Origin of the sequence: Sphingomonas sp. SORGH_AS_0789 (genome assembly GCF_031453055.1) — a bacterium.
GTDB lineage: Bacteria > Pseudomonadota > Alphaproteobacteria > Sphingomonadales > Sphingomonadaceae > Sphingomonas.
Map to the genome: position 1 here is coordinate 37,486 of NZ_JAVIYV010000002.1, position 24,450 is coordinate 61,935.

18 protein-coding genes are annotated in these 24,450 nt (G+C 59.7%); 8 read left to right on the forward strand and 10 right to left on the reverse strand.

Annotated elements, in window-relative coordinates:
- Positions 1-17: 17 nt before the first annotated feature.
- Positions 18-1,280: a capsule biosynthesis protein gene (locus QE360_RS18780; RefSeq protein ID WP_405052692.1), complete on the forward strand. Its 1,263-nt coding sequence runs from the start codon at positions 18-20 to the stop codon at positions 1,278-1,280.
- On the opposite strand, the gene QE360_RS18785 is transcribed toward QE360_RS18780, so the two are convergent.
- Positions 1,275-2,501 (reverse strand): glycosyltransferase family 61 protein, encoded by a 1,227-nt coding sequence (locus QE360_RS18785; protein ID WP_309704347.1) that lies wholly within the window; start codon positions 2,499-2,501, stop codon positions 1,275-1,277. The two genes, QE360_RS18780 and QE360_RS18785, sit on opposite strands and share 6 nt — an antisense overlap.
- Positions 2,498-5,233: a glycosyltransferase gene (locus QE360_RS18790; RefSeq protein WP_309704350.1), complete on the reverse strand. Its 2,736-nt coding sequence runs from the start codon at positions 5,231-5,233 to the stop codon at positions 2,498-2,500. Before QE360_RS18790 ends, QE360_RS18785 begins: the two co-directional genes overlap by 4 nt.
- A 106-nt stretch (positions 5,234-5,339) precedes the next feature.
- Here QE360_RS18790 and QE360_RS18795 point away from each other — a divergent pair, with 106 nt between their 5' ends.
- Positions 5,340-7,448, forward strand: coding sequence for a glycosyltransferase (locus QE360_RS18795; protein WP_309704352.1), 2,109 nt, complete (start codon positions 5,340-5,342; stop codon positions 7,446-7,448).
- A 9-nt stretch (positions 7,449-7,457) separates the two neighbouring features.
- On the opposite strand, the gene QE360_RS18800 is transcribed toward QE360_RS18795, so the two are convergent.
- Positions 7,458-8,438 carry a polysaccharide biosynthesis/export family protein gene (locus QE360_RS18800; RefSeq protein ID WP_309704354.1) on the reverse strand — a complete coding sequence of 327 codons (981 nt, stop codon included), beginning with the start codon at positions 8,436-8,438 and terminating at the stop codon, positions 7,458-7,460.
- A 263-nt stretch (positions 8,439-8,701) separates the two neighbouring features.
- Entirely contained in the window at positions 8,702-9,367 is a 666-nt protein-coding gene (locus QE360_RS18805) for an ABC transporter ATP-binding protein (RefSeq protein WP_309704356.1), read from the reverse strand.
- 101 nt (positions 9,368-9,468) lie between these two features.
- Here QE360_RS18805 and QE360_RS18810 point away from each other — a divergent pair, with 101 nt between their 5' ends.
- The 3 genes from QE360_RS18810 to QE360_RS18820 are packed head-to-tail and all read left to right on the forward strand — an operon-like array spanning position 9,469 to position 13,240.
- Positions 9,469-10,653 (forward strand): glycosyltransferase family 1 protein, encoded by a 1,185-nt coding sequence (locus QE360_RS18810; protein WP_309704358.1) that lies wholly within the window; start codon positions 9,469-9,471, stop codon positions 10,651-10,653.
- Between the two features lie 44 nt (positions 10,654-10,697).
- A complete protein-coding gene (locus QE360_RS18815; RefSeq protein ID WP_309704359.1) occupies positions 10,698-11,975 on the forward strand; it encodes a glycosyltransferase in 1,278 nt (425 codons plus the stop codon).
- Entirely contained in the window at positions 11,972-13,240 is a 1,269-nt protein-coding gene (locus QE360_RS18820) for a hypothetical protein (RefSeq protein ID WP_309704361.1), read from the forward strand. Before QE360_RS18815 ends, QE360_RS18820 begins: the two co-directional genes overlap by 4 nt.
- Positions 13,241-13,264: 24 nt before the next feature.
- On the opposite strand, the gene QE360_RS18825 is transcribed toward QE360_RS18820, so the two are convergent.
- The 6 genes from QE360_RS18825 to rfbC form a co-directional block, all read right to left on the reverse strand.
- The gene (locus tag QE360_RS18825) at positions 13,265-14,440 is read right to left on the reverse strand and encodes a lipopolysaccharide biosynthesis protein (protein WP_309704363.1); all 1,176 of its coding nucleotides are present in this window, start codon (positions 14,438-14,440) and stop codon (positions 13,265-13,267) included.
- Positions 14,441-14,470: 30 nt separating this feature from the next.
- Positions 14,471-15,277 (reverse strand): ABC transporter permease, encoded by an 807-nt coding sequence (locus tag QE360_RS18830; protein WP_309704364.1) that lies wholly within the window; start codon positions 15,275-15,277, stop codon positions 14,471-14,473.
- Between the two features lie 147 nt (positions 15,278-15,424).
- A complete protein-coding gene (gene rfbA / locus QE360_RS18835) occupies positions 15,425-16,309 on the reverse strand; it encodes a glucose-1-phosphate thymidylyltransferase RfbA (protein WP_309704366.1) in 885 nt (294 codons plus the stop codon).
- The gene (rfbD, locus tag QE360_RS18840; RefSeq protein WP_309704369.1) at positions 16,306-17,208 is read right to left on the reverse strand and encodes a dTDP-4-dehydrorhamnose reductase; all 903 of its coding nucleotides are present in this window, start codon (positions 17,206-17,208) and stop codon (positions 16,306-16,308) included. The genes rfbA and rfbD overlap by 4 nt, the downstream gene beginning before the upstream one ends.
- Positions 17,205-18,257 carry a dTDP-glucose 4,6-dehydratase gene (gene rfbB / locus QE360_RS18845; protein ID WP_309704371.1) on the reverse strand — a complete coding sequence of 351 codons (1,053 nt, stop codon included), beginning with the start codon at positions 18,255-18,257 and terminating at the stop codon, positions 17,205-17,207. Before rfbB ends, rfbD begins: the two co-directional genes overlap by 4 nt.
- A 13-nt stretch (positions 18,258-18,270) precedes the next feature.
- The gene (rfbC, locus tag QE360_RS18850; protein WP_309704373.1) at positions 18,271-18,837 is read right to left on the reverse strand and encodes a dTDP-4-dehydrorhamnose 3,5-epimerase; all 567 of its coding nucleotides are present in this window, start codon (positions 18,835-18,837) and stop codon (positions 18,271-18,273) included.
- Between the two features lie 300 nt (positions 18,838-19,137).
- Here rfbC and QE360_RS18855 point away from each other — a divergent pair, with 300 nt between their 5' ends.
- The 3 genes from QE360_RS18855 (at position 19,138) to QE360_RS18865 (ending at position 24,270) form a co-directional block, all read left to right on the forward strand.
- Complete coding sequence (locus tag QE360_RS18855; RefSeq protein WP_309704374.1) at positions 19,138-20,238, forward strand: glycosyltransferase family 1 protein; 1,101 nt, start codon at positions 19,138-19,140, stop codon at positions 20,236-20,238.
- Positions 20,239-20,449: 211 nt separating this feature from the next.
- The gene (locus QE360_RS18860) at positions 20,450-23,257 is read left to right on the forward strand and encodes a TonB-dependent receptor (RefSeq protein ID WP_309704377.1); all 2,808 of its coding nucleotides are present in this window, start codon (positions 20,450-20,452) and stop codon (positions 23,255-23,257) included.
- Positions 23,254-24,270 (forward strand): phytase, encoded by a 1,017-nt coding sequence (locus QE360_RS18865; protein ID WP_309704379.1) that lies wholly within the window; start codon positions 23,254-23,256, stop codon positions 24,268-24,270. Before QE360_RS18860 ends, QE360_RS18865 begins: the two co-directional genes overlap by 4 nt.
- Positions 24,271-24,450: the final 180 nt, after the last annotated feature.

The window sequence follows — 24,450 nt, forward strand, 5'->3', positions numbered from 1 at the left end:
ACATAAAGGATGATTGAATGCGGCAGCCCGCCCTCACTCCCAAGGTCGCGGCGCTGGGCCCTGCAAAGCAGTCCACGACGCGCAAGATTTTGCTTCTGCAAGGTCTGATGGGACCCTTGTTCCGCCGGATAGGCCAGGCGCTGCGTCAGTCCGGTTATGAGGTTTACAAGGTCAATTTCAATGGCGGCGACCGGGCATTCTGGCGCTTGCCGAACGGAATTGATTTTCGCGGATCGCCAGAAGATTGGCCCGACGCGCTCACCGCGCTTATCCGCGAGCGGCATATTACCGATGTCATGTTGTTTGGCGACTGTCGCCCTCTGCACATGATTGCAACCCGGGTGTGTCGGGACATCGGAATCCCGATCCATGTGTTCGAGGAGGGCTATATCCGCCCTGACTGGGTGACGTTCGAGCCGGGTGGCGTCAACGGACATTCGAGCCTGCCCCGCGACCCTGCATGGTATCAAGCAGAGGCGGCGTGCCTCCCTCCTGAACCTGAGCATCATCAGGTGCCATCGTCTTTTCGACGCCGCGCCTGGGAGGCGGTCATCTACAATACGGCCGACGTTCTCAGCCGTTGGTATTATCCCCATTGGCAGAATCATCGCCCCTGGCACCCGCTGGTCGAGGCAATGGGGTGGGCACGCCGACTTCGCCACCGCAAGCAAGCTGCCCTACGATCGCAAGCGCAGATCGCAGCGCTGGATCAGCAGAGCGAGCCCTATATGCTGTTCCCGCTACAGCTCGACTCCGACGCCCAAATCCGACTACATTCTGATTTTGCCGGCATTTCCGATGCGCTGAGGCTGGTTATCGGCTCGTTCGCATCGCATGCTCCGGCACCGCTACGCTTGGTCATCAAGGAACACCCCCTCGACAACGGGGTGCGAGACTGGCGGGGCGAGACGATGGCGCTGGCCGAGTTACACAATGTCGTCGACCGCATCGATTATCTGGAAAGCGGTGACATGGTCCCTATCGCACGCAAAGCGAAAGGCATGGTGACGATCAACAGCACCAGCGGAACCTTGGCCCTGGCTGCCGGAGTGCCGGTCATTGCCTTGGGCCAAGCCGTGTATGACATGGAGGGAATTACATTCCAGCGCGGGTTGGACGCCTTTTGGAGTGATCCGGGCCGTCCCGACATGAAAATCTTTGCTGCGTTCCGCCGTGTCCTGATCGATCGCTGCTTGATCCCAGGCGGCTTCTTTTCCGACGAAGCCCTCGACCAGGTTACTCGGGGGGTCATCGCCCGACTGGAAAAGACCGGCCTATAGCGAGTCGATCGCCTGCTTTAGGGCGTCTGGGGCAATGGTGAAATCGCTGCGATGGGGGGGGAGCGTCGGATCGGTCACCTCCCCGAACAGCACACGGTAATGATGCCCCCGCACGACCGACAAGTCCCAGTAAAATGGCTCGATCCATCCAGCGGGAGCGAGATGGATCACGGTTGTGGTCGGCCTGCAAAACAGCGTATTTGTCATCGCCGCGCCCATTTGCCCGATGACGACCTGAGCATTGGCAAACATACGCACCTGGTCGGCGAAGCTTTGCCCGGCTGGATCGAATGTCGTAAAGCCATGTTCCTCGGCGAGCTGTCGGATTGGGTCATGGTTGGATAGGGTTCGCCCGTACTGGGAAGCTCGGTCTACGAACAAGAGCATGGCCCCCCCCGCGCCATCATGATCGGACGGGAAACGCGAGAGTACCTCACGAGCGACGAAATCCATGGCCGCTGGTGATTTTTGAACGGGATGGTGCGTGACAGGGGTTACGTAAAAAAGTTCGTCGAAATGGTAGGGGATATGGGGATCGAGCAGATCGATATGGGTGTCCTCGCCCAAAAGCAGGCGAATAGACTCTATACGAACCGTGTCGATCGCCTGGCCATATCCATGGATCAGTATTCGAACAGGTCGCTCGTCACGGTGCATCAATGCCGCCACGGCTTTCAACCGCGGCAGATCGTCGACTAGCCAATGACCGTAATTCGATGACCCAGCCGATCCCACGAAGAAATTCATCCAGGTCGGATCTGCAAAACGCGATCGATCGGCCGATCTTATTGCAGTACGATCGAGCAACCCAACCGCCATCCGGTCATTCGGACGATGGGTTTCATAAACAATGGCCGGAGCGGTCGACGATCGAGCGTAAATCACACTCTGTGCTAGAACGGCATCTTCGAGTTGCACCAACATTGATGTCGGACAATTTTGTGTCGATAACGACGCGTAGAATGACGCCAGATCACGCGTTTGATCGCTCGGATTGGCGAACATATCGTCGCGCAACCACCAGTGATAACGCAGCGTGCGATAGATCTCGTTAATCGCGCTGATACCGAAATCTGCCGGATCAGCCATGTCCACATCCGGCACATCGCCATGCAAGCCAGGAGGAACGGCGCTGATGCCATACATCTGCCGCGCGGCGCAACAAATATAGGGGAGGCCCCCTTCGGCAACTTGCGGCACTGCGATCGTTCCCTCGATCACTTCACGACCGCTGTGATCGCACCCTGCTGCCACGGCAGTGGCACGCGTGGCGGCGTAGCTGGCGCAAAATCCAGTCGATCAAGCGACAAGTTGGGGGAATAATAGGGGTCATTCAGCAACAGATCCGACCAGCGCTCATGCATCCATGCGGCTTCATCGGCAAGGCGACGGGCGCGTTCGCCCTTCTTGTCGCTGCCTCGCGTACGACTTTCCTTATGGATCAGTAGAATATCCGGATCGCCGACGATTTTCAGTCCCAAGGATCTAATTTTTAGGCATAGATCGATATCGTTATACGCGACCCGCAACTCAGGATCGAAGCCCCCTACCTGCAGGAAGTGAGCACGCCGCATGAACAGGCATGCTGCAGTGACGGCCGAGAATTCCTGCATCAGTTGGGCCTTGCCGAAATAGCCCGGGTCGGTGCCGTGACAGCCGCCATGCGGCGTTCCGGCCACACGATGCTCTCCCATACCCAGTGCGATCCCGAAATGCTGAAGCGTGCCATCTGGATATAGTAGTCGCGATCCTACGATACCGACCTCATCGAGCGACAAGAGCGCCCGGGCCCGCGCCAGCCAGTCGCTTGCAAGAACTTCGGTGTCATTATTGAGAAAGCACAGGATATCACCAGTGGCGTGCGTGACAGCGAAGTTGTTGATTTCGGAAAAATTGAACGGTTTGTCATATCGAAGGACGCGAAGCGTGCCCTCGCTCGCCATGGTGTCGAGATAGGCCAGTGTCGCGGGGTCGTCCGACCCGTTGTCGATGACCAGAATCTCGACATGCTCCGGCACGGTTTTCAGAATCGAATCGATGCAGGGTTCTAGGACATCAAGCCCATTACGCGTCGGGATGATGATGGAAACTGTCGTATCAAGATTGTGAGCAGGGCGAACGCCCGTGCAGCCGGGCGCAAAACCGTCACAGGACCGGAAGGGCATGTTCGTCCGCTCAAAATGCCCGTTGATGGCCAACTGCGCCGCGACGATCGCATATCCCTTCTGATCCGGTGAGATCGCGGTGGATCCGGGCGTTGTCCGCCAGTGATACAGCACGTGGGGAATATGAACGATCCGTTCGTCACTGCTGCGTTCGTAACACCGCAGCAACAAGTCATAATCCTGGCTTCCCTCCAGGCCCAAACGAAAACCGCCAATTTCCTGAACAAGTGAGCGGCGATAAACGCCGAGATGGCTTACCATATTATGGCCGTACATCAGGAATTTGCTAAACTCTCCCTTAAAATATGGCGCAAAGCGATTGTTATGTAGGTCAATTTTGTCTTCGTCAGAGAACAGTACATCTGCATTGGGATGGAGGTTCAAATAATACGCAACCACAAACAGCGTATAATCCGGTATGACATCATCATGATCAACCAACACGATGAACTCGCCGCTCGCTAATTTCAACGCACGATTGCTGGCGTCGGAGATATGGCCATTCTTGGGTGAGCGGACATATTTGACGCGTGCATCGCGTGCAGCATATTCGGCCAGTACCGAGATCACATCGGGATTGGGCGAATGGTCGTCGGCGACACAGATTTCAAAGTCTGTATAGGTCTGTGCCAGCATGGCATCCAGACAATCGCGCAGCAGTGGGAGCGGCGTATTGTATGTCGGCATGACGAACGAGAAGGTCGGCTTGTATGCCATGCTGTTCGTCATGGTTGCGATAATGCCATAATCGCGGGGCGACGGGCGCTCATATCGGAAAAGCCAGCGACGATAATGGGCATCAAGGTCGAAGCTTGATACCATCATCGCCAATGTCGCCTCGGCTGCCTCCTGTGGCCTCATGGCGATACGATCGAAACATGCCTTTGCCAATTCGATCAATGGAGTAGGATCGAGGTCCGACGCAGCGCTTTCCCGTACCAAAATCTCCGCTTCGGCGACATCGTCGACGGGTCGAAATGACAATGTCGGCAGATGGATGATATTGGATTTCCGATCCGGATCCCAACGCACGGCCCGGACATGCTCAGGATAAGCCAAAAGCAGAGAAATGGGGGCGTTCGTCGATGAAAAGGGAAGACTGGTCTTCTCCTGAAAGCCGTCACCATAATCCAGATAGATTTGCCCGGAGAGCGAGTGCTCGCTGTCGAAAGGACGGGCATCAATCGTCAAAATGCCCAAGCCTCCAGCTTTAGCAAGAGCGGGGTCCAGGTGGAACAGTATCCAAGGGTCGTGTGAGACAAACTGCAATCGATCGTCCTGAGCAACGAGCGCTACGTCATACACATCGATCGGCGTCAGTCCCGTACTGCGAGTGGTGAGGATGTCCATGATCCGCCCCCTCTCGATCGGGAGGGTGAGCGATACGCCCGCCAGCAGCAGATGATCTATTTCTGTCAAGGCATGGCGATTGCCATCGATGTCCGCACTTTTGCGATAAAAGGCCAGCGCCTCGGTTGGGTCATTCATCAGCTTGAGAAGGTGCCCGATGCTTAGCAGAAGATCGGCGTCATCCGGTGTGATCCGCAATACGGCTTGATAGGATGCCAAAGCATCCTGGTGGAGTCCGGCTTCCTTCAATGCATGGCCGAGCTGTACCCGGATCGCGATATCATTAGGTTTTTCCGCGAGATGAGCGCGGTAATATTCGATGGCAGCGGGCCAATCACGCATATCACGCGCTCGGTTACCGCTCGCTTTAGCGGTTTTCGAATAAGCCTGCGATCGTTTTGCACGCGCGACGAGCGATTGCAGAATGGACGACTTCACTGCGCAGTTTCCTTCGAAATATCGCCTCGATATAGCTGGCTGCGCTAGCGCAAGTCGGGCTGTTCCACTAGGTCAATCCGACCGACTGGCGGACATGAGTGGAACGATGTTGAATCTTGCCGCCTTTCGGCTGCGAACCGTCGCACGCAATTACGCGCGCAACCGGGATTGGAGCGCAGCCGCCACAGCATATCAGGCCTATCTAAGTCACAGGCCCAAGGATATGCGGTCTTGGGTCCAATATGGCCATGCCGCAAAGGAAGCCGGGGACCTGACTACGGCTGCCGAGGCTTATGATCGCGCGCTCCAGCTGGCTCCGCATGTGGCGGAAAACTGGTTCCATCTCTCGCATGTCCGCAAACGGCAGGGCGATCGTGATGGCGCCATCGTATGCTGCCTTAATAGCCTCTCCCGGGATCCGACATTCGCCGATGCAATCGACCAACTGATCGCGCTTGGTGCACGCGACCACATCCCTGCCCATGTTGACAGTACGCGACACCAGCCGGCCGCCATCGACTCCCCTGATCCCGAGCGGCCGCTGGATCAAGCGATCTACGGCATGTCGCGTTATGATGAATTTCGACGGGAACTCGTCATCGGTGCCCCGCCACGTGGCATTGCTCTCTCTGAAACGCTCACCATCATCATCGAAGCACGTTTGGCATTGCCCGCTGAGGTTCGGGCAAGCCTGTCGACATTGCTCGACCAAACCGACGGACGTTGGTCGGCCATCATTTTGGCGTCGTCCGCTATATGCAGTCACTCGGTCGCCAGTCTGGCAGCGCTCGATGAAAGGGTCTGCTTTATAGATATTGATGCCCAACCCTATCAGGTGGGCGATGCCAGACATGTCCTGTTGATCGCCGCGGGAACCCTGCTTGATCGGCAGGCGGTCGCATGGTTTTCCTTCGCTGCGGCCAGGACTCAATGCATAGCGGCCTATTGCGATCATGATCATTCGATCGATGATTGGCGGACAGGGCGAACGTTTATGGAACCAATGTTCCAACCCATGTTCGATCCCGACTGGTTCAGAAATCCGCGCAACGCGCCACTGGCCATTATGATCGACTCAACGCGTGTCGCAATCAATGAAGGGTTAAGCAGTCATGCTGGCCAGATATTGAGTGCTGCAGCATCTGACGGATCGGTCGTTCACCTCCCGCTGTTGCTGGCCACGTGCCGCAGACTGCCCGCGGCGGCAGATCAGGCCCTGCCCGATGCGCCATTGCCATCGATTCCCGCCGCCATTGCACCTGAGGCGCAAAGTCGTCCGTCATCCAACGCGAATCACATCCGGGTCGTGATCCAGACCCGCGACGAAGCCGAAATGCTGCGCGTCGCGGTCGAGAGCCTGCAATCCAAGGCATTGCGCCCCGATCTTCTAGACATCATCGTCATCGACAATCGAAGCCGTGAAAGCGCGACCGCACGGTTGCTCAACATGTGGCAGCGACGTGGCACGGCCACGGTCATGACGCTGGACGAGCCGTTCAACTGGTCACGCGCCAACAATCTGGCGGTCGAAACCGGCGAGGCGTCGCTGCTTCTCTTTCTCAACAATGATACGCAGATGCTGACCCAGGGCTGGGATGCTATGCTCTGCAACGCGTTGTCGCAAGATGATGTCGGCGCGGTTGGTGCCACTCTGCTCTATCCCGATCATACGCTTCAACATGCGGGGATCATCATGGGCATGGGGCGCGGCGGCCCCATTCATGAAGGTGTAGGGCGCGCTGTAGCGTCCGGACCGAATGACCGATGGCGTGTGCAGCGTAGCGCTGCTGCCGTCACCGGCGCGTTCCTCGCGATGCGCACCGACCTTTTCATAGAGATCAAGGGATTCGATGCCCTCCGCTTCGCCATCGCCTTCAACGATATCGATCTATGCTTGCGGGTGAGGGAAACCGGTCGACGGATAGTGATGATGTCCGACCTGCACGTTATACATCACGAATCAAAAACGCGTGGAATCAATGCCACCAGATCACAGGTCGCCTGGGATTTGGACGAGCTGGCTCGTCTGTACGAACGCTGGGGGCCTGCCCTGTTTCAGGATCCGGCCTATAATCCCCATTGGACCCAGGTCGGCCAACCCTTTGACGGCTGCCGCTTCCCTTCATACCGCGAAATCATCCGTCACATCGATCGCAGCGCGCGTTCAGCACCTTGGGCTCCGATCGACGAACGCCACGAGGCAACATGGTGGTGATCGATACCCTTACCTAGTGATTTGCCGCGCGGTGATGAACGGCGCAAATAGCTGGTTGATGATGCCGAATGCCTTTGCCGGCTGATTAGCCGACGCGTTTGCGATGTAAATCACATCCTTGTCGCGCATGGCGAAGCGTTGTGCGAGGAAATAGCTTTCCGGCTTCAGCATATTGAGCCGATAGATGATCGGCTCGGCGGATTGCGTTCCCTCGACGGGATTGTAACGAAACAGGAAGATCGCCGAGGGATTGGCCTGCGCGTCGTTCGGCCCCCCAGAGCGGGCAAGAGCCTCTGCCAGAGAAACCTCGCCGGTTTCGAACGGAATTTGCGATATCCGCAGCACGGCACCGAAAACGGTGTAGGTCCGGGGGCGACGGATCAATTCAATCCGATCGCCCGGCGAAAGGACAAGATCGTCCGCGCTGTTCGAGCGGATGGTACCCAGGCGCTGCTCGATGATCCTGTCGCCGCGCACGAACCGAATGACGGTATCATCGGCGCTATTGGCGCTTCCCCCTGCGCTGGCGATAGCATCGAGCAGATGCTCGCGGCCTAGCGTCAAAGCAATACGCCCGGGCTTGTTGACCGCGCCGGACACATAAATGGTGTTGGCCACATTCTGGCGGACCGCAACCAGGACACGTGGATCCTGTGATTTCCCACGCAGACTTGCCGCAATGCGACGTTGCGCTTGGTCGACGGTCAATCCAGCGACACTGATCGGCCCCAGATAAGGCAGGTCGATCTGCCCTTTGGCATCGACTACCGTATCCGGAAAGGTTTCACCATGAGCGGAGGGATCGAAACCTCCAGGAGCCGCACGCACGCCTCCACCGAACAGCGAAACGCCGACTTCATAGATGGTGATCGTCAGCACATCGCCCGGGCCGATCAGGTCGACTCGACGCTCCTGATACAACGAAGCCAGAGTCGACGCCCCCATGGATTGCGCCTCGCCAAGACCGTTCATCGCATCCACGGTCGCCATGTCCAGATCGATGATCCGAAACCTGACTGTACCGTCAGGTGCCTTCGACTGACGGATGATAGCGCGCGCCGTGGGACCATTCGAGGGCAGGGACGCACAACCCGCGACAGTGAGAACGGATATCGATCCAAGAAGACCGGTTAAGCGCCGACCCACAAACTTCAATGACATCGAACAGTGATTCCTGAAGACGATCAGCCTAACCAAGGGCCGGGCACGAAAACTCGGCCTCAATACTGGGCCGATGCCGGGATTGCCATCGCTCATCGCATGGCTCGGGCCTGGAGACGATGATGCACTTCGCAGGCTTCGGCGATGGTATCGTATAGAACGAGAGCTCCACCATAAAGGACCGCGCCCGTCCGGCAATAGGCCTGCAGTGTCCCGGGATCATGCGAGATCATGATCAACGTCGCGTTGTCGCGCCGGGAAAGTAGAGCCTCTTCGGAACGGCGACGGAAACGCTCGTCGCCGGCCGCAGTCACTTCATCGACTAGGTAGCACTCAAATTCGATCGCAAGGCTGATCCCAAAGGCCAGCCGCGCATTCATCCCGGCGGAATAGGTGCTGACTGGCTGGTAGAGATAGGGACCAAGCTGCGCAAAATCCTCGACAAAATCGAGAAGCTCCTGTTCAGGTCGGTTATAGACCCGCGAAATGAAACGGGCATTATCCGCGCCTGTCAGGCTGGACTGGAACGCATTGGCATAGCCGATCGGCCAGGAGGTGGTCATTGTGCGGGTAACCCTACCGGACGTGGGTTGCTCGACTCCGGCGATCAGCCTCATCAATGTCGACTTGCCAGCACCGTTCGCACCACAGATACCGATCGCATCTCCCTTCTTGATCGTGAAGTTGAGATCGGTGAAGACCCGCTTCTCGAACTTTCGAAGATGGTAGGTTTTCGACACATGGTCGAACCGGATCATGATCAATCCCATTATTGGTCGGGTACACCCAACCCATTCGCCTTGCTTGCGCCGCTGCCCTACAGGCTTCGTCAGCGATTGGAAAGGCAGGCTTTGTGTCGATGAATGAGTTCCCCCATCGGGATGTGCCAATTTGCCTGGATGGGCGCATGCTCGGGGAAGGCGGGACAGGCGTATCGACCTATGCTCGTGCACTGGCAGCCGCCATACGGCAGATCAGCGATCAGCCCTGCCGATTGCTGGCGCGATGTGCCGGCGATCCAGGATGGCGGAAATGGGGCGCCGCCTGGATTGGCGGAACCCAGCGGTTGCGCCATATGTGCGACGCAGATGGCCGAGTATTGGAGGGGCGCGACATATTCCGCCGCGCCCACGTCCATTTCAGTATGCATCGCCGATTCTATTCCATTGCGTGCGATGGTCAACCGGGGATCATGCATTGGACCTATCCTGTTCCGATGCGGATGGAAGGGTGGATCAACCTTTACACCGTTCACGACACCATCCCGCTCGACCACCCCGATCTCACTCCTATCGATCCACGTCGGCATCGCGCCGTGCTCGACGCAATCGCCGCCACGGGCGACGGCATCACCACCGTAACCCAGGATGCACGGACGGCGATCATGGGGGCTTTGGACTGCGCCTCGGAATTCGTCATCCAGACGAGCCAACCCGTCGATGCGCCCCGGCGGTCATGGGGGCCCTTGCCGGCAGGATTGTTATCGCGCGGCTATCTCCTTGTGGTCGGATCGATCGAGCCACGCAAGAATTTGATGGCTATACTGACCGCTTATCGCCGTAGCGATACGTGCCTACCGCTGGTGATTGTCGGGCCAGACGGATGGCGGGCCCCATCGATTCTGAAGGCCATGGCGGCTACCTCAGGGGTCATACACCTCCCTTATGTCGAACGGGACGTACTGCTGGGATTAATCGCACAGGCACGAGCCTTGCTATTCGCCTCGTTGGCTGAGGGCTTTGGCCTGCCCATCGTAGAGGCGATGGCGCTCGGCACGCCGGTTCTGACCAGCAATCGCGGCGCGATGGCCGAAGTGGCGGGGGAAGCTGCGCTAAAGGTTGATCCTACGGATGTCGGGGCCCTCTCGGATGGCATCGCAAGGCTGGTCAACGACGATGTGCTCCATCGCGCTTTGATCGATCGAGGAACAAGGCGGGCAACGGCCTTTTCCACCGATGCGTTCGCTGCACGGTTGACGACCGTCTATGAGGATGCGTTGCGGCGCCGGAGCAACACAGGTAACTGGGCCCGAACTCTAGTTTGAAGGCATCTCGGTTGCGGATCGGAATAGATGGCTACAATCTTGCCATGCCCAACGGCACAGGGGTTGCCACTTATGGCCTGATGCTGGCGCAGACCCTCCGTTCCATGGGGCATCAGGTGGAAGGTGTGTATGGGTTGGACGTCACTGGTCCGGCGGATCAACGCGAAACGTTGTTCTACGATCAGCTCGCCAGACCCAGACCTTGGCGCGGACGTCGCAAGGGTTTGCGGCGCACGTTATCTACGCTGGGTGTCGCGCCTGGGCTGAGGGCGATACCAGTACCGACCGGTACGGTCGACACGCGTGCCCTGGGAAGCAGAGCGACAGCTTTCGACGCGCTTTGGAGCAGTCCTTATCTCTTCGAACGAGCACATGCCTATTTCCGCGCGACCGGCCGTTTCGCCCGGTTGCGGATGCGCAATCCGCCGGACATCATGCATTGGACCTATCCGGTACCTGTGTTTCTTGATGGCGCGTGCAATGTTTATACATTGCATGATCTTGTGCCCTTGCGTTTGCCGTTCGCAACGCTGGACGAGAAGCGTCACTACCATGCTCTTGTCGCAGCATGCGTGGCTCGCGCAGATGCCGTCTGCACCGTTTCGGAAACCAGTCGGTGCGATATCATCGAACTTCTCGCCACTGACCCAGGCAAGGTCATCAATACCTATCAAATCTCACAAATCGACAAGGATATTCTAGAGGAGCCCACCGAGGAATCCGCTCGCAAGATAGAAGTGACGTTCGGTCTGCCGCGCGACGGGTATTTTTTGTATTTCGGCGCGATCGAGCCAAAGAAGAATGTCGGCCGCTTGATCGAGGCCTATCTCTCGCTTGGTACGGATACACCACTCATTATCGTTGCAGGGCGTGCGTGGCAAAGTGAAGCGGAACTAGTATTGCTCCCTCGTAGCGATGACAAAGCCAGTCCCCGTCACGCGCATCTTGAACGCCGCATCATCCAGATCGACTATCTACCGCGTCACATGCTCATGCGGTTGGTTCGCGGTGCGCGGGCCCTGGCATTCCCTTCGCTGTGCGAAGGGTTCGGCTTGCCGGTACATGAAGCGATGCTACTGGGAACACCGGTCTTGTCCTCCGCGACGGGAGCAGTGAAAGAGGTGGCGGGCGAGGCGGCACTTCTCGTCGATCCCTATGACGTCGCCGCATTGACCGCCGCTCTGCAACGATTGGACCAGGACGAGACGCTGCGTCGCGATCTGGCGCGAAGAGGAGCCTTGCAGGCTGCCAGCTTTTCGTCCGATCGATACGCACAGGCACTCGATAATCTATATCGCCGGGCACAGGATAAGGATGCATGACCCAATCGCCCGCGATGAGTGCCGATCCGAATCCCGAAAGGTTGACCTTCCTTCCGATCGATCCATTCGCAGCGCATCGACAGATGGCTAGCCGTATCGCCGGACTGGGCGGCGAACATCGGGCAAGCGAACCCGGATATGCCTTTCAATCACTCGACATCTACCCGGTTCTGGGGCCCGTCCGTTTCACGCTCCATTTCCATGGGCTGATCGCCGCCACGGGCACCTTGACGGTTCGGATACATGCCTTCTCCCTGCACCCCGGAACAGCGCCCGTCTTGGTAAAGGAAGTCGACATTACGCTGCCGAAGGCGATGGAGGACGATGGAATCATCCATGTCGACATCATCAGCAGACGCAACATGGGGTATATGATCGGCGGGGCCGTCAACGACGACACCGACGCACGAGCCGATGCCTTGAGCCTAATCTTGTCGCCTCGTGAACGGGAAGCGCCTTCGCTGCCCCATCATGTCGAAAAGGCACCCGCCCCATCACCCGACGTGAAGAAAATCGACGGATGGCAGGAGAAGCCCGAGCTGGCGACGATCCAGCCCGTCCTGTTTGCCTGCCCGGTGTCGCAGCCTATGACGGCTGCACAATTGTCCGATCCTCTGACGATTGCCTGGAATGCGGTCCTTCATCAGGCCGGCTGCGACATCCAGAATTGGGAGGATGCTTTTATCCTTCAAGCGCTCCATTATTATGACGTTGTACCCAAAGGCGGATCGGGTTTGGGAATGGGACGACGTCGCAGCCGGCTGCCCGCCTATTTTGCTGGACGGGGATGCGCGATCTTGAGCGCATCCCTGCATCACGAAGATTTGCCCGATGGTGACCCCGGCCTGGCGCTGGAGTTGCTAGAAGCCGACGACCTCTGCTCACCGCATCGCTTCTACGAAGTGGTGCACCTGACCTTGTTTGACCGTCTTACCATTCCACCATCACTGACGGGTTTCGATTTCCTATGGTCGACGGACGCCTATGACGTTCCCGAGGCGCAGGAACGCCTCCCTCAGATGCTTAGAAATAGTATGCGCTGTCTGCGGCCAGGAGGGCTGGCAATCCACATGCTGCGCTATAGACCGAATGCCAGTGCGACCGGCGATACGGCGTCGGCGGGTTTCAGCCGCCCCGAAATCGAGCGAATGGCACTATCTCTGATCGCAGATGGCCAAGAGGTTGCGCAATTGAATTTCGCGACTGATCCGCAGACGAATGATAAACCCGTCCCGTTCGCCCTGATCGCGCGTCGGATCAGTTGACCCGACGCGCTTCTCTGACTTTGATCAGGCAGCGTGTTCCCGAACACCTGCCGCAATCAACCAGCCAATGCTGTAAACCAACATAAGACCGAAAAACACGGTTAGAACGATCTTGGCGCGCTGCGGGAATAGTGATTTGACCGGCAGATTGGCGTCAACCACTCGGACCAAATAGAGCTGCTGGCGTTGGGCTCGCTCCTGTGCTTGCGCTAACGTCGCGGCGGCCGCTTCATACCGCTTGCCTGCAAATTCCTGGCGCAGCCGCAGATCCTCATAGCCGCCGAGATTGCTGGCGATGGTGGCATTGCTGGTCTCGCCAGCCAGCCTGTTCGATTGCGCGGCAAGCTGAGCCCGAAGCGACTGCACCTGGCGAGACAAGGCGATATATTGCGGACTGGAGTGGCTGATAAAGGCTCCCGTGGTCTCCAACTGCGCCTGCGCGGCCGCCAAGTTGGCCCGAAGTGTGGAGACAAGCCCGATCTGCGCCTTGCCAGATCCTTCCGGATCGACGTCTGCCTTGGACTGGCGATAGTCGGTGATATCTCCCTGCACGGCAGCCAGCGCCTTTTCCGCGTCAGCCAACTGCCGTTGGGAAGAGGCTATGGCGTCCTTGTAGCTGCGTGCATTCATCTCGTTCACCCGCCGTTCGCCCATGTCCAAGAGACGATGGATGATCATGTACGAATCAGTCGGGCGAAAGGCGCGCACAGCTAGAGTCGTGATGCCGGTATCATGGTCCGTTGTTACCGAAACTTTGCCATCATAATATTTTAACAACCTTTCGGGCGTCGGATCCGCCGTATTCAGTCGGCTGAGTAGATCAGCCTCCGGGCGACGAAAAAGTTCGACCAATCCGATGCTTTTTCGCAGCTGTGCGACCGCATCATGCGATCTGAGATAGTCCGCTACGCTTGCTGCTTCGCCACCGGAACCACCAATACCAGAGATGCCAAATAGTTGGCCGAAGCCTGATGACGTGGCAGTCGTGCCCTCGGCTGACTTGACCAAAAAATGTGCCTCAGATTCATATTGATCCGAGGCGATGAGATAATAATACCCCGTCACCAAAAGAGTTGGCAGGACGACGATTAGCATCAGCATGCGTCGACGCAGTGCGGCCTCGATTATCCGCGAAATGAGAGTAGGCCGCTCTTCAGGCAAGTCGTCCTGTGACGGGGCGATGATACCATGCATGTTCATGCGTACACTCTTGAAAGGCGGTGTATGAGCTTAGCTCAAGTGAATGCGACTGCGTACCGCGCGTACGGCCAAGAGACCAAACAGATTAAGGATTAGCGTCCACGCGGTGATATACGTAAAATCGACATATTCTGGCGATGCTGCCTGAAATTGCCCATATCGGACAAGTTCGAACATTTGCGGAAACGGATTGTACAACAGGTAATGGCGATAGGGCTCGGGAATCCATGATACCTGATAGAATGCCGCGGAAAGGGGAATCATGAAATAACTGAACGGATGGACAAGCCGTTCGAGCAAACGGTTATCATGCGTACCGCCAACGATAATCATTGAAATACCAAACGAAAAAAAGAATATATAGGCAATGCCAGCAAGTAGCATCAAAGGCCGCGCTGGCAAATCTGCGAACCCCAAGACGATGATTATACCGAGTAATATGGTGAATGCTACAAATGTACCGGCTGCTTCCAGCAGTGCTCGAGCGAGAGATATATCAAACACTGTTACCATGCGATGGTAGAGTAAGGGTAGATTGCTGTGCAACGTCCCTTCCGCCCGGTTCACGATTCCGCGGAACATGATGAAGATCGTATAGCCGGTGACCGTCAAGGCTACCGGATTGATAGTGCCTTCATGTGCTGTTTGTCCGCTATGGAGCAGAGCAATAATGCTACCGAGCATCAATGGTTCGGCGATGAGCCAAAGATAGCCAATATTCTCACGCCCGTAACGCGTATGTAGCTCACGCATCAAGACGGCGCCTATAACCCTGCCCTGTACCGTCAGGGCCATGCGCCATGAAAAGCCCTTATCTTTAAATGTCCGACCGCTCACGCGGTAAAGTCCTTTCGGCTTGGCAACGACTAGATTCCTACAAGTCGGCTGGCAGGGGCGCATGTTACCAAATCACCACTGCCAGATCTTGCGCGGTTAAGAACAGCTTTTATCCAATTTACCGCTTAACCGAAACGGCTCATTTCCTCACGCCTTCAGCCTATCGTGGCCACCCACCGCGTTGAGGATGGCGCGTCCATAGGCGGTTTTTTTGAACCGTTCGCCCGCAGCCCGTGCTTGATCGTCGGAGATGAAGCCCATCTCATAGGCGATTTCCTCAAGGCAAGCGACCTGCACGCCCTGCCGGTGCTGAAGGGTGCGAACGAACTCGCCAGCCTCGAGCAGGCTGTCATGGGTGCCGGTATCGAGCCAGGCATAACCACGGCCCATTTGTTCGACATAAAGGTCGCCCGCCTCCATGTAGAGCCGGTTGAGATCGGTGATCTCGAGTTCACCGCGCGGAGACGGCTTCAGGTTGCGCGCGAACTGCACGACGCGATTGTCATAGAAGTACAGGCCGGTCACCGCATGGTTGGACTTCGGGTTTTCGGGCTTTTCCTCCAGGCTGACCGCGCGGCCGCCTTCACCGAACTCGACCACGCCGTAACGCTCGGGATCCTCGACACGGTAGCTGAACACGGTCGCACCCTTGGGCCGCGCAACCGCGCTGGCGAGCAGATCGGTCAGGTGTGCGCCGAAGAAGATATTGTCGCCCAGCACCAGCGCGACGTTATCGTCGCCAATGAAGTCCGCGCCAATGGTGAAGGCCTGCGCCAGGCCGTCGGGGCTGGGCTGTTCGGCATAGGACATGGTCAGGCCGAAGGCCGAGCCGTCCCCGAACAGGCGGCGGTAATTGTCGATGAACTCCGGCGACGAGATGATCAGGATGTCGCGGATGCCCGCCAGCATCAGGACGCTGAGCGGGTAATAGATCATCGGCTTGTCATAGACGGGCAACAGCTGCTTGTTGACCGCCAGCGTCGCCGGATGAAGCCGGGTGCCGGAGCCTCCGGCGAGAATGATGCCCTTCATTTCGTGGCTCCGATCAGTTCGTCGAGAATGTCGCTCAAGGCTATCTGCCAATCGCGCGGGGTGATGCCGTAGGCGGCGCGGATCGCGCTGTGGCTGAGCAGCGAATTGGCGGGACGGGCCGCAGGCGTCGGGTAATCCCGGCTGGGAATCGGCACCACATCGGCCGAAGGGCCGCCGCGCGCAGACGACTGCCGGAAGATCTCGGTGGCGAAATCGGCCCAGCTGATGGCCCCGGCATTGCTGAAATGAAACGTGCCGGTCGGCCCCGCCTCGTCCTCGATCAGCCGCAGCGCGATGGTCATCAGCGCGTTCGCCAGATCGGCCGCGCTGGTCGGTGAGCCATGCTGGTCGGCGACCACCGACAAGGTGTCGCGGCTTTCCGCCAGGCGCAGCATCGTCTTGATGAAGTTGTGCCCATGCGCCGACACGACCCAGGCGGTGCGCACGATGGCATGGCGTGCGCCCGAGGTTCGCACCGCCAGCTCGCCGCCCAGCTTGGACGCGCCATAGACGCCGAGCGGGGCGACCGGATCGTTCACATCCCAGGCGCCCTGCTTGTCGCCGGCGAACACATAGTCGGTCGATACCTGGATCAGCGGAATGCCCGCCTTCGCACACGCCTCGCCAAAGGCGGCGGGGGCCATCGCGTTGACCGCCCAGGCGGTCACGACATCGCTTTCGGCCTTGTCGACCGCGGTATAGGCGGCGCCGTTGATGACCGCCGCCCAAGGACGCGAGGCGACCACCGCCGCGATGGCGGCGGTATCGCACAGCTCGAGCGCGTTGCGGTCGATGGCGACGATCTCATAGCCCTGCGGCCAGGCGCAGCGTTGCAGCTCGGTGCCGAGCTGGCCACCAGCGCCGGTGACGAGGATCGCGCGGGGGCTATCCGCCGTCATGCCGCCACGCCGCGCCGCTCGGATGCCTTGGCGGCGACCAGCGGGCGCCACCAGGCTTCGTTGGCCAGATACCATTCGACCGTCTTGCGGATGCCGGTCTCGAACGTCTCGGCCGGGGTCCAGCCCAGTTCGGTGCCGATCCGGCTGGCGTCGATCGCATAGCGCTTGTCATGGCCGGGGCGATCGGCGACCTCGGTCATCTGCGCGGCATAAGGCTTGCCATCGGCGCGCGGACGCAGTTCATCGAGGATGGCGCACAGCGTCTTCACCACTTCGATATTCTGCCGCTCGTTATGCCCGCCGACATTATAGGTGCGGCCGGGCTGCCCACGTTCGAACACCGCCTGGAGCGCGCGGACGTGATCCTCGACATAGAGCCAGTCGCGGACCTGGTCGCCCTTGCCGTAGATCGGCAGGGCCTCGCCATCGAGCGCCTTGGCGATCATCAGCGGGATCAGCTTTTCGGGGAAGTGATAAGGCCCGTAATTGTTCGAGCAGTTGGTGATGAGCACCGGCAATCCGAAGGTATGCCCCCAGGCCGAGACCAGATGGTCCGACCCCGCCTTCGACGCCGAATAGGGCGAGCGCGGGTCATAGGGCGTGTCCTCGGTAAACAGGCCGGTGTCGCCCAGCGTCCCGTACACCTCGTCGGTCGAGATATGGTGGAAGCGGAAGGCGGCCTTGGCCTCTCCGTCCAGGCTCAGCCAATAGCTGCGCGCCTCGGCCAGCATCGTGTAGGTGCCGACGACATTGGTCTGGACGAACGCGCCCGGCCCGTCGATCGAGCGATCGACATGGCTCTCGGCGGCCAGATGGGTGATGACGTCGGGCTTGAACTCGGCAATCGCGGTGCGCACGGCCTCGGCGTCGCAAATGTCGCCCTGGATGAAGCGATAGCGGTTGCTGTCGGCCACCCGCTCGACCGTGGACAGGGTGCCCGCATAGGTCAGCTTGTCGAAGTTCAGGACCTCATGGGTCGTGTTCTCGATCAGATGGCGGACGAGCGCCGAGCCGATGAACCCGGCCCCGCCGGTGACGAAGATGCGCATTGTGGATTCCTCTTTAGGAAAGCGGGGCTAGCGGGTGGCCGTCATAGGCAAAGGGGCTGTCGAACTCGGCGAGCGTCGGCTGAACCTTGTCCTTCTCGCTCAGCTCGGGAATGGTGCCGTCGGGCATCGGCCAGTCGATGCCGACACTGTCCCAGCGGATGCCGCCATCATGCGCCGGAGCATAGGTGTCCGAGCATTTGTAGGTGACTTCGCAGTCGGGCTCGAGGGTCAGGAACCCGTGCGCGAAGCCGATCGGGATGAACAGCTGATGCCCGTTCTCGGCCGACAGCTCGGCGCCGACCCACTGGCCATAGGTCGGCGATCCCCGGCGCACGTCCACCGCCACGTCGTAGATCCGCCCGCGGATGCAGCGGACCAGCTTGTCCTGGCCGCGATCCGGCGTCTGGAAATGCAGGCCGCGCAGGGTGAAGGCGGGGGCCGATAGCGAGTGGTTGTCCTGCACGAAGGTGCAATCAATGCCCCGCGTTACGAACGTGGTGCGGTTATAGGTCTCAGTGAACCAGCCGCGGGCATCGCCATGACGGCGAGGGTGAATGAGTTGGACGATGGAATGCACCACGCGCCTATAGAAGCCGAGCAATATCCGCCGCAATCGACTTATCGAATTTTGGCAGATTTCCGTTCATCAGATGACGGGCCGGACCAAATCATCTATCGCGCGTTGCATGGTCCGCCTGTCATCACACCTTCCCAATCCCCATGACGCCAATAGGGGCGGCGCGTGATGCCAACCAGCATGACTCGCTCTAGCATACTTAACACGCACGCCGTGGCGAAAGGCACCTTTCTGATTGATATCAGTCGCTTGATATGGCGACTTTGGTCGGGTCGGCTCCCAACGGGAATTGATCGGGTTTGCTTGGCCTATATCGACCATTTTGGTGGCGATGCTGATCTTTTGCTACAGTGGAAGGGTAGATATGCTGTCTTCACGGGCAAGGACGCCCAGCATCTTTTGAACTTACTGAAAAACCATCATCCAAATTTTCAGCGCCAAATGGTAAAGGCATTGGTCCATATGCTACCAAGGGCATGTGTCACACCCCCCAAGGCTGGTTATATTTATCTTAACATTGGTCATACTGGTCTTGACAGTTTAAAATTGGTAAATTGGATTTGTCAAAACCAAGCAAACGCTATTCACTTCATACATGATATTATCCCGATCGAGGCTCCGGAATTTTGTCGGCCGGGAGAATATGAGCGACATGTGCAACGTATAACTAATGCATTGCAGAGCGCCAGCGGTATTATTGGAAATTCACAGGCGACGATTGACTCACTGCATAGCTTTGCGTTGGCCAATAGCCTCCCTACACCTCCTATGGTCGCGGCTTGGTTGGCAAGCGATGCGCTGCCTAAAAATGATATTCACCCGGCGAACGATCAGCCATATTTTGTGATGGTGGGTACGATCGAAGGTCGCAAGAATCATCTGTTATTGCTGCAAATCTGGAAAAGACTCGTTCAACGATTGGGAGCACTTGCCCCTCAATTGATACTGGTCGGCCAGCGTGGCTGGGAAGCCCAAGCCGCGTTTGCAATGCTTGATCGCTGTCCAGTCATTGCCGGAAAGGTCATCGAACACAACCACTGCCGAGATGATGAACTCTCGTCGCTGTTGAGAGGTGCTCGTGCATTACTGATGCCATCGCATGCCGAAGGCTTTGGCATGCCCGTCGTGGAAGCATTAAAGGCGGGTACGCCAGTGATAGCATCCAATCTGGCTGTATTTCGTGAAATTGCCGGGGATATACCAACTTATATCGACCCTCTGGACGCGACGTCTTGGGAAAATCACATACTGAATTTTTGTCATTCATCCCCCGAGAGATTACGGCAAATTCATGCCATGGAGAATTATGCCGCGCCAACCTGGGTCAATCATTTTAATAAGGTAGATACGTGGCTTCAGGATTTGATAGCTACGTCCAGAACATTTCTGACGCATAATAACTGAACCGACCGCATTCACCTTATACCGCTTAGATGATGAATATACCCACCGCCAGGGCGGGCGGTGCGGCGACCGCGCATGAATCGATTGCGTGACGCCCGCGTCACCCAATCGTCATCCCTTTCACATCGCTTCGTAACAAACCCCCGCCACGGGGGCGGGAACGACCGGCGCCGGGGGGTGTCGGCACGACCAAGCGCCCAGGGGAAGCATCATGCACGCCATCCGTTTCGGCATCCGCGGTTTCGCGGGGGCCTCGCTCATCGCATTGGGCTTTGCCGCCTCGCCCGTTCTGGCCAAGGCTTCGGGGGAAATGCCGGCGGGGGCGCCGGCGGGGGTGCCCGTGTCGGGGCCGATCCTGTCGGGGCGGCTCTATGACGTGACCGGCGTCGCGCTGCCCGGCGCGCGCGTCACCGTCGAGGGGACCGAGGCGCAGGCGACCACCAATCTCCAGGGCGCGTTCAGCATCGTCACCCCCGACGAGGCGGGCGACGTCACGCTGCGCATCGACTATCTCGGCCGCGCGTCGGTGACCCATGTCGTGCCTGCGGCCGATCGCGGTCGCCCGGTGGTGCTGACCATGCCGCCCGCCGCTGGCCCGGACCATGAGGTCGTCGTCACCGGCGCCTCGCTGCTCGACAATACCGCGCGCGCGCTCAACCAGCAGCGGACCGCCGACAACACCGTCACCATCATCTCGTCGGACGCGATCGGCCGCTTCCCCGATCCCAACATCGCCGAGGCGCTCCAGCGCGCGCCCGGCGTCGGGATCGAGCGCGACCAGGGCGAGGGCCGCTATATCAATGTGCGCGGCGCGCCGAGCGAATGGTCCGCCGTTTCGGTCGACGGCATCCAGATCCCCTCGGTCGACCCGACGACGCGCGCCGTCGACCTCGACACGCTGCCCTCGGACATCGTCGCGAACCTCGAAGTGACGAAGTCGCTGCTCCCCTATCAGGATGCGGATTCGATCGCGGGCGCGGTCAACATCACCACCCGCTCGCCCTTCGACCGCAAGGGCTTTGCGCTGACCGGCATGGCGGGCGCCAGCTACAACCAATATGGCAAGGGTAGCGACTATCGCGGATCGGCCGCGGTCAGCGACACCTTCGGTCCCGATCGCCAGTTCGGCCTGCTGCTCTCGGGCAGCTATTCGATGACCCATCGCCGGCCCGACAATGTCGAGAACACCTGGAGCCAGACGCCCGCCGGCTTGCGCGTCACCGAGACGCTGTTCAAGGATTACGACACCAAGCGCCAGCGTATCGCGGGCACCGGCGCGTTCGAATGGCGCCCCTCGGACCTGACCCATGGCTGGGTGCGCGGCACCTATGCCCGGTTCGAGGACGACGAATATCGCGACCGTGTCGGCATATTGTGGAGCGAGGGCACGCTCCTGTCGGGATCGTCCGACCGCGCCGCGACCTACCGTAACACCCGCATCGAAAAGCAGGTCCGCCACCGCAAACAGGTGAACGAGATCTGGTCGGCGACCGCCGGAATCGAGCAGCGGCTGGGCGAGGGCACGATCCGCGCGGACGTGGCGTATAGCGAGAGCTCGCAGACCTATCCGCGTCGCGACGAACTGCTGTTCCGATCGTCGTTGCGGCCGACCTTGTCCTATGATTTCAACGATTCCGACCTGCCCGGCTATTCGCTGTTCACCTCGAAGGAGCATCTCCAGCTCGGCACCTATAGCTTCCGCGAAAATGCCTATCGGTCGAACACGACGAAGAATGACGAGTTTACCGTCGCCGTCCGCTCCGACTTGCCGGTCGGCGATCTCGTGACCTTCTCGACCGGGGGCAAATATCGCGCGCGGCATATCAATGCCGACGAGGAGCGGTTCCGCGATCGCCGCTCGTCCGCCGCGCCGAGCCGGAGCCTGGCGGGGCTGTTGTCCGACCAGGAGTCGCGCAATTTCGGCTATGATCTGGGGCAGCGCTTCGACACCGGGCTGGTCGATGCCTATTTCGACGCGACCAAGGCGGCCTCGGAGCGTCGCCTGCCGCAATCGCTGACCGCCGACTATACCGCCGAGGAGAAGATCCTCGGCCTGTTCGGCATGGCGAAATATGTGAAGGACGGCACGACCCTGATCGCGGGGCTTCGCGTCGAGACCACCGATTTCGAGAGCAGCGCGCCCAGCGTCTCGCGGACCGGGGCGGTGACGACCGCGCGGGGGCATAACGGCTATGCCGATGTCTTCCCCAACCTGACGCTGCGCCAGGCCTTCACCCCCAACCTGATCCTGCGCACCGCCCTCAGCCGCGCGATCAACCGCCCCAATTTCCCGCAGATCGCCCCGCACGTGCTGGAGACGACCGAGGGCAATACGGTGCGGGTCGAGTTCGGCAATCCCGACCTGAAGCCGACCTTGTCGAACAATGTCGATGCGGGCCTGGAATATTACATCCGGCCGCTGGGGGTGATCTCGGTCAACGGCTTCTACAAGGACCTGTCCGACTATCGCTACACGCTGACCAGCACGGGGGCGTATAACGGCGTGGGCGGCGCGATCCTCAGCCGTCCGGTCAATGCGCGGCGTGGCGAGCTGTACGGCGTCGAGCTGAACTGGCAGCAGCAGCTGAGCTTCCTGCCCGGCGTGCTGGGCGGGTTGGGCGTGTTCGCCAATTACACCTATACCAAGGGGAGCGCACGCTTCGACGGGACCTATGCCGGGCGCAGCCGCTTCGCGCTGCCGGGCCAGTCGACGCATATGTGGAATGCCAGCGTCTTCTATGAGCGCGGGCCGGTGAATTTGCGCGTCGCCTATACCAAGCGCAGCGACTATCTGGACGAGATCAACGCCGACAATCCCGCGCTGGATCTGTATTGGGAAGGGCGCGGCCAGCTCGACGTGACGGGCAGCGTGCAGCTGGCGCGCGGCATCAACCTGTTCGCCGAGGGCAAGAACCTGACCAACACGCCGGGCGTCCGCTATTTCGGGCAGCGTTACCGGACCTATGAATATGAGAAGTTCGGCTACACCGTGTTCGGTGGCGTGCGGGTGAAGCTGTGAGGGCGGCGCTGACGGCGCTGCTGCTCGCCGGGTGCGCCGGCGTGCCCGCCGCGACGCCGATCGCCGCGCCGACCGTGGCGGCCAGCGCCGAGACCGATCCGGTCGACAGCACCTCCGATGCGGCCGACGATCCCGCCATCTGGCGCAACGCCGCCAATCCGGCCGCGAGCCTGGTCATCGGCACCGACAAGCAGGCGGGCATCCATGTCTATGACCTGGCGGGCAGGCGGCTGTCCTTCACCCCGGCCGCGCGGCTGAACAATGTCGATCTGCGCGAGACGGGGGGGCGGGTGATCGTCGCGGCCAGCGACCGCGCGGACAAGGCGCAGGCGCATGTCGCGCTGTTCACCCTCGACACCGGGGCGCGTCGGCTGGTGCCGATGGGCCGCTATCCGGTGGGCGCGGGCGAGGCGTACGGCATGTGCCTGTGGACCCGCGCCAGCGACAAGGCGCTGTTCGGCTTTGTCGTGCTGAAGGACGGGCGGATCGACCAGGTCCGCATCGACCTGTCCGGCGCGGCCCCGCGCGTCGAGACCGTGCGCAGCATGAAGCTGGGCAGCCAGGCCGAGGGGTGCGTGGTCGATGACCGGACCGGGCTGCTCTATGTGGCGGAGGAGGATGTCGGGCTGTGGCGCTTCGCGGCCGATCCCGCCGCGCCCGGCACCGCCACCCCGATCGCGCGGGTCGACGGCCGCACCCTCGTCGCCGATGCCGAGGGGCTGGCGCTGGCGCCCCGGGGCGCGAAGGGCGGCTATCTGGTCGTCTCCAGCCAGGGCGACAACGCCTATACGCTCTATCGCCTGCCCGGCGTGATCTATGCGGGGCGCTTCCGCATCGGCGGAGGGGCGATCGACGGGACCAGCGACACCGACGGGATCGAGCTGGCGCTGGGCGATTTCGGCCCCGCTTACCCCAGGGGCCTGTTCGTCGCGCAGGACGGCGACAATGCGCCCGATACCCAGAATTTCAAATATGTCGGCTGGGATAAGGTGCGGAAGGCGCTGGGGTTGTAGGGAGGGCGTAGCATGGTGGAGGGGTGTCCCCGGTCGTGATCGCGCCCATTCTCGCGAGCGGTGACACCCCTCCGTCAGGCCTCCGGCCTGCCACCTCCCCTTGCAGGGGAGGAAAGGGGGCCCCATTCCTTCGCCACGGCATTTGCGATTGCGGGACCGGTCATGCATGGCACGCGGGAC